We start from the raw sequence: 6,278 nt of genomic DNA, 5'->3' as shown, positions 1-6,278 counted from the left end.
GGCCGCGACATCGACCACCGCACCCACAGGACCACCGTCCACATCGAGATCAGCACGTTGCCAAGCCCGTCAGATGGCTAACCGAACGGCATTGGGGCTAACCCCCGGTACGCCCAGCCGATAGGGAACAGGGGCGACGGGCGAGGATGAATGTCGAATGGAGCGCGATCCGGGCCCGTGGTCTGCTGCTGGGGCCGAACGCCTGGTCAGGCTTCGTGGACTCGGGCGTGCAGATGCATGTCGTGCCAGCCGTCGGCGTGGAGCAGTGCTTGACGCCGTACGCCTTCCAGGGCAAAGCCTGTCTTTTCGGCGATGCGGCAGGATGCGATGTTTGCCGTTGAGTGGCTGAGTTCGAGTCGGTTGAAGCCGGCCTCTTCCAGTGCCCAGCGTGACGCCCGGGCCACTGCGCGGGAGCAGACGCCCTTGCCTCGGGACTCAGGAGCGGTCCAGTAGGAGATCTCGGTTTGGCCTCCGACCAGGATGATGGACTGGAGGGAGACCCGTCCGAGGACCCTGTCGCCGCTGGCATCGGCCACGGCCCAATGGCAGGCGGACTCGCTCTCCCAGCCACGTCGCCACTGTTGGATCCACCCTTGGGCTTCGTCTTCGGAGCCCGCCTTGCGCAGGTGCCAGAGCTGGATCGCCCGGTCCTGGAACACTCGCGCGACGGCGGCTGCGTCCGAAGGCACCCACGGCCGCAGCAGCAAATCGTCGTCGATCGACAGCGTCGGCTGGGGAGAGGCATTGAGGCTGCCAGGGCACATGACAGGAGTGACCAGAGAAGGCATGGTCAACATCATGGCAAGCCCGCCTCTGGGCCCGCGAGCAATCGTCAAGACTTGTGGTTCAGCAATTTCAGGGGGTGCTCCGGCGGTAGGTCCACATCTCGGCCATCCGACCGTCGAAAAGCCGGATCAGCCAAATGAGATGGCTGTCTATGGTGCCGGGGCGACTTTCGTGGCCGACGCCGCCGATGACGGACAGCAAATCGTCGGTACCAAGGATCGTCTCGATGTGGAAGCGGAGTCCTGGCCGTTCTGCATGGATATGTGTGACAGCGCGTTGAACGTCGGCGGGCCCGGTCACCTCTGGGTGCGCATGATCAGCCCAGTCCGGACTCAGTACTTCCGGAGCGATCGAGGTGTCACCCGTGTTCCACATATGGAAGTACCGCTGCACAACGTGGTGGGTGGGGTCCGTGTGCGCGTCCATCGGCAGTCGCGGAGGATCTTCCAGGTCTTCATACGGGCGAAGACGTGCTCGACGCGGGCGCGGACCCGCTTGTGGGACTTGTTGTGGGCCTGCTTCCAGCTGGGCAACTCCTCGCCCTTGCGGCGCCGGTGGGGCATCACGAGCCCGGTGCCCGGATAGCCGCCGTCGGCGATGGTCATGGTCATGTCGACGGCGGCCTTCGCGCCGGACTCCTCCCATGCCTTGCAGTCGTTGCGGTTGCCGGGCAGGGGCCGGCCGACCGCCACGACGAGGTGGGTGTCGGCGTCGATGACGACCTGGTGGTTGGTGGAGTACCGGTAGTTCTTCGACTGCGCGGCGATGGTGTGGTCGCGGGTGGGCACCAGGGTGCCGTCCATGGCCCGAGGTGGTCGGTGATCCGCTCGGCTGCGGACTTTGAGACTCCGAAGAGCGGTGCGATCTGCCGCATGGTCAAGTTTGTGCGCCAGTACGCCGTGGCCAGCAGCGCCCGGTCCTCCAGCGGAAGGCTCCACGGGCGGCCCTTGCGAACCGCGTCCGCACCCTCACGCCGCAGCACGGTCACCAGCTTGCCGAAACTGCGCGGGCTCAGCCCGGTGAACGGGGCTGTCCAGGAGGGCTCCGACGCCGTGATTACACCAGCCACGCCGAGATCATTTCACCGTAACCAGTAGCTATGGGGCAGCTAGGGGGTGCGGGCTCAGTTCGCCGTTGCCGTTCGAACCCCCAGGGCGACCAGCACTGCTCCCGCCAGACGACTCGTCCCACGTCGGAATCGAGGCGTGTCGATCGCCGCGTGCGCAGCGGCGACCACAGACGTCCAGATCAGCAGCCACACCAGCACCATGGCCACATGGACAATCGCAAGCGTCGCGATCTGTGGCGCGATGGGGCGGCTCGACGTGAGGAACTGCGGTACCAGGGTGAGATAGACCGACGCGGCCTTCGGGTTGAGGACGTTGGAACACAGCCCCTGGCCAAAGCCTCCGAGCCGAGCCCATGGCAAGCGCCATCGCCTCCGTGTCGTTGGTTCGACGCCTCGGCGCGTCGACCGCCACGTGGTCACGCCCAACCAGATGAGATAGATGCCGCCCACGAGCTTCACCACCGCCAACGCCTGAGCCGACGACATGACGAGGGCCGACAAGCCAATCGCGGCAAACGTTGCGTGCACCAAGAGCCCGCACGCTGAGCCAAACGCGGCACGCACACCGTCAAACCGCGATCCCGCGATCACCTGTTGCGTGACCAGCGTGAAGCTCGTGCCGGGAATCAATGTGAGGGGTGTGACTGCGACCACGAAGCCGAGTACCTGATGCCACTGCACGCAACAAGCCTATGCAACGAGCGTGCTCCAAGTCACCGATTCCCCCGCCCTGCTCGGAGCAGGGCGGATCGGGACCAACCATGCCCCACATCGACTCGGAGATCATTCACGTGAGCGCCAGTCGAGCGGCCAGGTCAGCCCGTTCAGCGCGGGCACCCCGACGAACGCCGCGTTCTGTCCGTAGCACCCCATCATCTGCGCCCCCGACGGCCACCGGTGAAGTCGCCCTCGCCTGGACCAAGTCCAGCTACAGCGACGAACAGAGCGGCAACTGCGTAGAGGTCGCTGCCTGCCCCCACACCGTCCACGCCCGTGACTCCAAGGACCTGACCGTCCCGGCTCTCCCCCTCTCCCCCGCCGCCTGGGCCGACTTCCTCCCGTACGCCGCGCAGTAAGCAGGTCCGGGCGGCCCTCGGAGGCCCCGTCACCCGCTGTCGGCCCCGCTCCGTAGGGTGTCGGCATGTCCAACGAGTCGCCCCTCATCCAGAGCATGCGGACCGCTGTCGCCGCCGCGCCCGCCGACGTACCGCTGCGCCTGCACCTCGCCGAGCTGTTGCTCGGTGAGGGTCTGGGCGAAGCCGCCGTCGCCGAGGCCGCCGTCGCGTTGCAGCACGCGCCCGGGGACGCGGGTGCTCGGGCGCTCATGATGCGGGCCATGGGGCTGCCCGCCCCGGCCGGCGACGAGGCGGAGAAGGCCGAGAAGGCCGAGATGCCCCACCAGGCCGAGCAGCCCGAAGAACCCGCCGCCCCCAGCCCCTCCACCGGGTTCGACTGGGCCGCCGCCGAGAACGAGGTCGGGGACACCGTCCCGCCACGCTTCGTGACCCCTGCCTCGGCCTCCGCCCCCGAGGCGCCCCTCGCCGCCGACGGCAGCGGTGATCCGGGCGACGCCACCGCCTGGGAGGTCGACAACCCCGGTTCCGTGACGCTCGCCGACGTCGGCGGCATGCAGGAGATCAAGGACCGCCTCGAAGCAGCGTTCCTGGCTCCCATGCGCAACCCGGAACTCGGGTCTGGGCGCTCGGCGCGTGGTGGCGCTACCGGAAGCTGCGCGCGGGGGTGCAGTTGAGTGTGCGGTCGCTGTTGCGGCGGATGTTCTGGGCGCGGCTGGTGCTGGTGCAGGCGGTGCTGGGGACGTTGTGTGCGGTGACCATCGCGGCGGTGCCGTGGACGGGCCGGGGTGTTCCGCAGGTGGTGTTCTGGGTGGGGCTCGTACCGACGCTGCTGACGATCTGGTTCGACCGGCCGCGCACGCAGTGACAGCCCTTCGGCGCAGCGGTGCTGATCACCGTGCCCATGGCGGGGTTGGACGGGCTCGTCGTGGACCCGGGTGGTCTCGATGCCGTCGGGGAGCTGCCGGGCGGGCCCGGTGAGGCGTGCGGGGGCGAGGCGCAAGCGGAGGGGCTTTTAAGGTAGTTGCCGTAGTGCGGATGATCTCTCGCTGAGTAGTGTGGACCAGCGGATACGGGGCACCCGTCCGCGCGCTGCCCTTGAGACTCCGCGCTTGACCGCGTGGCGCCTGCCACGCCCGAAGACGTCCCTGCGGCGATGGGGCGCGCAGGACGACGACCCGCTCCTCGGCCGCGAAGTGGCCTGCGGTATCGGGAATGGCGCTGCGCGTGCCGACGCCCGGGGGCAAGAAAGCGAGTAAGAACAAATGCAACCGACCTTGGTACTGGTTCACGGAGCCTTCGCGAGCTCCTTCTCCTTCGCGCCGCTCCAGGCCGAACTCGGCCTCCTCGGACACCGTTCGGTCGCCGTCGACCTGCCCGGCCACGGATTTGGGGCAACCTACTCGTGCGCCTATCAGATGCCGCAGGATCTCGAAGGGCTCGCCACCGCGCCCGGCTCGATCAAGGGCGTCACGCTCGCCGACAACGTCGCGCATCTGATCGGGATCCTGGAGCGGGCCAAGGAGAATGGGCCGGTGATCCTCGTCTCGCACAGCCGCGGCGGCATCACGGCCACCGCGGCGGCCAACGCACGGCCGGACCTGATCGACCGCATCGTCTATGTCTCGGCCTGGTGCCCGGTCGATCTCGACGTCAACGACTACTACGCCGAGCCGGAAATGGCCACGGTCGACGCCGCTTCCCTGGCGATGGCGATGGTCGGGAACCCGGTCGAACTCGGCCTGCTGCGCGTCAACTTCCGCACCGCGGATCCGGACGCTCTCGCGGCGTTCAAGGCGGCCTTCCTCGCCGACGGCACCGACGAGGAGTTCCTGACCTTCCTGAACACCTTCCAGCCCGACGAGAACCTGGACGTCGGCACCTCCGCCGACCGGGCGCAGGCCGCAACCTGGGGCCGCATCCCGAAGACCTTCGTGCGTCTGGCCGACGACGCGGGTCTGCCGCTCGCGATACAGGACCGGTTGATCCGCGAGGGCAACGCGCTGACGCCGGACAATCCGTACGACGTGCGCACCCTTGAGGGCAGCCACCTGAAGTGGCTGATCGACCCGGCACCGGCGGCCCGCGTCCTGGGTGAACTCGCCGCGTAGATCGTTACCGTCGTGGCGTCGGGCCGGCCGGGTCGTACGGTCAGGCGCGTCTTGTCCGTGGGCGGCGGTCCCGTCCGGCCCACGGCCTCAGTCCTGGCTCTGTTGGCCGGAGCGATCGGGTGGGAAGCGGTAGGTCGTCGGTTCGAACCCGACAGGGGCTCCGACGACGGAACCCAGGCCTGCCACTGACCACTGTGGTCAGTGGCAGGCCTGGGTTTACCACGTCGTGATCATGTCACCGGTCTGCGACAGCGTTGTCCTGGAACGAAGACGCCGGGATCCCTTCGGCTCGCAGGCCCCTCATAGTGATCGAGCGAGCACCGAGAAGTCGAAACCGCTTCGGCCTCAACCACTGATTACCAAGGGGATTTCATGTCCGGCAACCGTCGCAAGGCCTTCCTCGTCTCCGCAGTCCTTGTGGGCGGCGCCATGCTGATGACGGCGTGCCAGGACTCGGACACGGCCACGGACACCGGCGCCGCGCGGGGTTCTTCGTCCGCCACTCCGGGCGGCAACGCGGCCACCCCGTCCGGCTCGTCGACCGCGGGCAGCGGTCAGGGCACCGACAAGGGCTCCGACGCGACGGGCAAGGGCAAGGGAACCGAGGACGGGACCGGCTCCGGCGCCGACACCGGCAACGGCAACGGCAAGCGGGAGCCGGTCGGGCAGAGCTGCGGCGCCAACGACATCTCCTGGAGCACCAGGTCCGAGACCCAGGCCGGCGGATACATCCTGATCAGCGCGAAGGCCAAGTCGGGGATCACCTGTGTCCTGCCGGCCGCGCTTCCGACCGTGGCGTTCGGTTCCGACGGCACCCAGGCGGGTCCCGCGGAGCAGGCCGTCGGCAAGCAGATCACGCTGAGTGGGAGTACCACCGCCTACGCCGGGGTGAACCCGAAGAGCACCGGCGGAAACGGTGGCAAGGAACTGGACAGCATCATCGTCGGCGTCGGTGACGACGACCCCAACCCGGTTTCCCTGCGGGTCGGCACCATTACTGTCGCGGACCCGATCGTCACCAACTGGCACACCTCCCCGACGGACGCCGTTCCCTTCAACTGAACGGACCCGCAGCCGACGGGATCTCGGGCTCTGGCGCGAGGAGGACATGGCGCAGGACGTGACGTTGTGTTCTCGCAACTTCGCGCCTGACGGCCCGTTCTACGAATTCCTGCCGTGAAAATGCCCGCGTGGTATCTCCTGTCCTGGCGACAGGAGATACCACCGTGTGAAGCGCGC

Annotated in this window: 7 protein-coding genes, 1 tRNA gene and 2 pseudogenes; 6 read left to right on the top strand and 4 right to left on the bottom strand. The window is 68.0% G+C overall.

The window, feature by feature from the left end; translation table 11 throughout:
* Nucleotides 1–206: 206 nt before the first annotated feature.
* The 4 genes and pseudogenes from ABTZ94_RS18235 to ABTZ94_RS18220 form a co-directional block, all read right to left on the bottom strand.
* Entirely contained in the window at nucleotides 207–788 is a 582-nt protein-coding gene (locus ABTZ94_RS18235) for a GNAT family N-acetyltransferase (protein ID WP_351202068.1), read from the bottom strand.
* Between the two features lie 67 nt (nucleotides 789–855).
* Nucleotides 856–1,161 (bottom strand): nuclear transport factor 2 family protein, encoded by a 306-nt coding sequence (locus ABTZ94_RS18230; protein ID WP_351202067.1) that lies wholly within the window; start codon nucleotides 1,159–1,161, stop codon nucleotides 856–858.
* A 50-nt stretch (nucleotides 1,162–1,211) separates the two neighbouring features.
* Nucleotides 1,212–1,855 (bottom strand): annotated as a pseudogene (locus ABTZ94_RS18225) (transposase); the annotation flags it as partial.
* A gap of 54 nt (nucleotides 1,856–1,909) precedes the next feature.
* Entirely contained in the window at nucleotides 1,910–2,536 is a 627-nt protein-coding gene (locus tag ABTZ94_RS18220; RefSeq protein ID WP_093899307.1) for a LysE family translocator, read from the bottom strand.
* A gap of 110 nt (nucleotides 2,537–2,646) precedes the next feature.
* Between ABTZ94_RS18220 and ABTZ94_RS18215 the strand changes: the two genes are divergently transcribed.
* From ABTZ94_RS18215 to ABTZ94_RS18190, 6 genes and pseudogenes are all read left to right on the top strand, one after another.
* Complete coding sequence (locus ABTZ94_RS18215; protein ID WP_351202066.1) at nucleotides 2,647–2,931, top strand: DUF397 domain-containing protein; 285 nt, start codon at nucleotides 2,647–2,649, stop codon at nucleotides 2,929–2,931.
* Nucleotides 2,932–2,996: 65 nt separating this feature from the next.
* Nucleotides 2,997–3,599: pseudogene (locus tag ABTZ94_RS18210) on the top strand (ATP-binding protein); the annotation flags it as partial.
* An 8-nt stretch (nucleotides 3,600–3,607) separates the two neighbouring features.
* Complete coding sequence (locus tag ABTZ94_RS18205; RefSeq protein WP_351202064.1) at nucleotides 3,608–3,796, top strand: hypothetical protein; 189 nt, start codon at nucleotides 3,608–3,610, stop codon at nucleotides 3,794–3,796.
* 397 nt (nucleotides 3,797–4,193) lie between these two features.
* Nucleotides 4,194–5,039: an alpha/beta fold hydrolase gene (locus ABTZ94_RS18200; RefSeq protein WP_351202063.1), complete on the top strand. Its 846-nt coding sequence runs from the start codon at nucleotides 4,194–4,196 to the stop codon at nucleotides 5,037–5,039.
* Between the two features lie 89 nt (nucleotides 5,040–5,128).
* Nucleotides 5,129–5,200, top strand: a tRNA-Pro gene (locus tag ABTZ94_RS18195).
* 211 nt (nucleotides 5,201–5,411) lie between these two features.
* A complete protein-coding gene (locus ABTZ94_RS18190) occupies nucleotides 5,412–6,101 on the top strand; it encodes a DUF4232 domain-containing protein (RefSeq protein WP_351202062.1) in 690 nt (229 codons plus the stop codon).
* Nucleotides 6,102–6,278: the final 177 nt, after the last annotated feature.

Source organism: Streptomyces sp. NPDC002785, from assembly GCF_040295565.1.
In the GTDB taxonomy this organism is placed as follows: Bacteria; Actinomycetota; Actinomycetes; order Streptomycetales; family Streptomycetaceae; genus Streptomyces.
The sequence above is the reverse complement of the archived record's forward strand: the minus strand, read 5'-3'. Positions and strand labels throughout refer to the sequence as shown.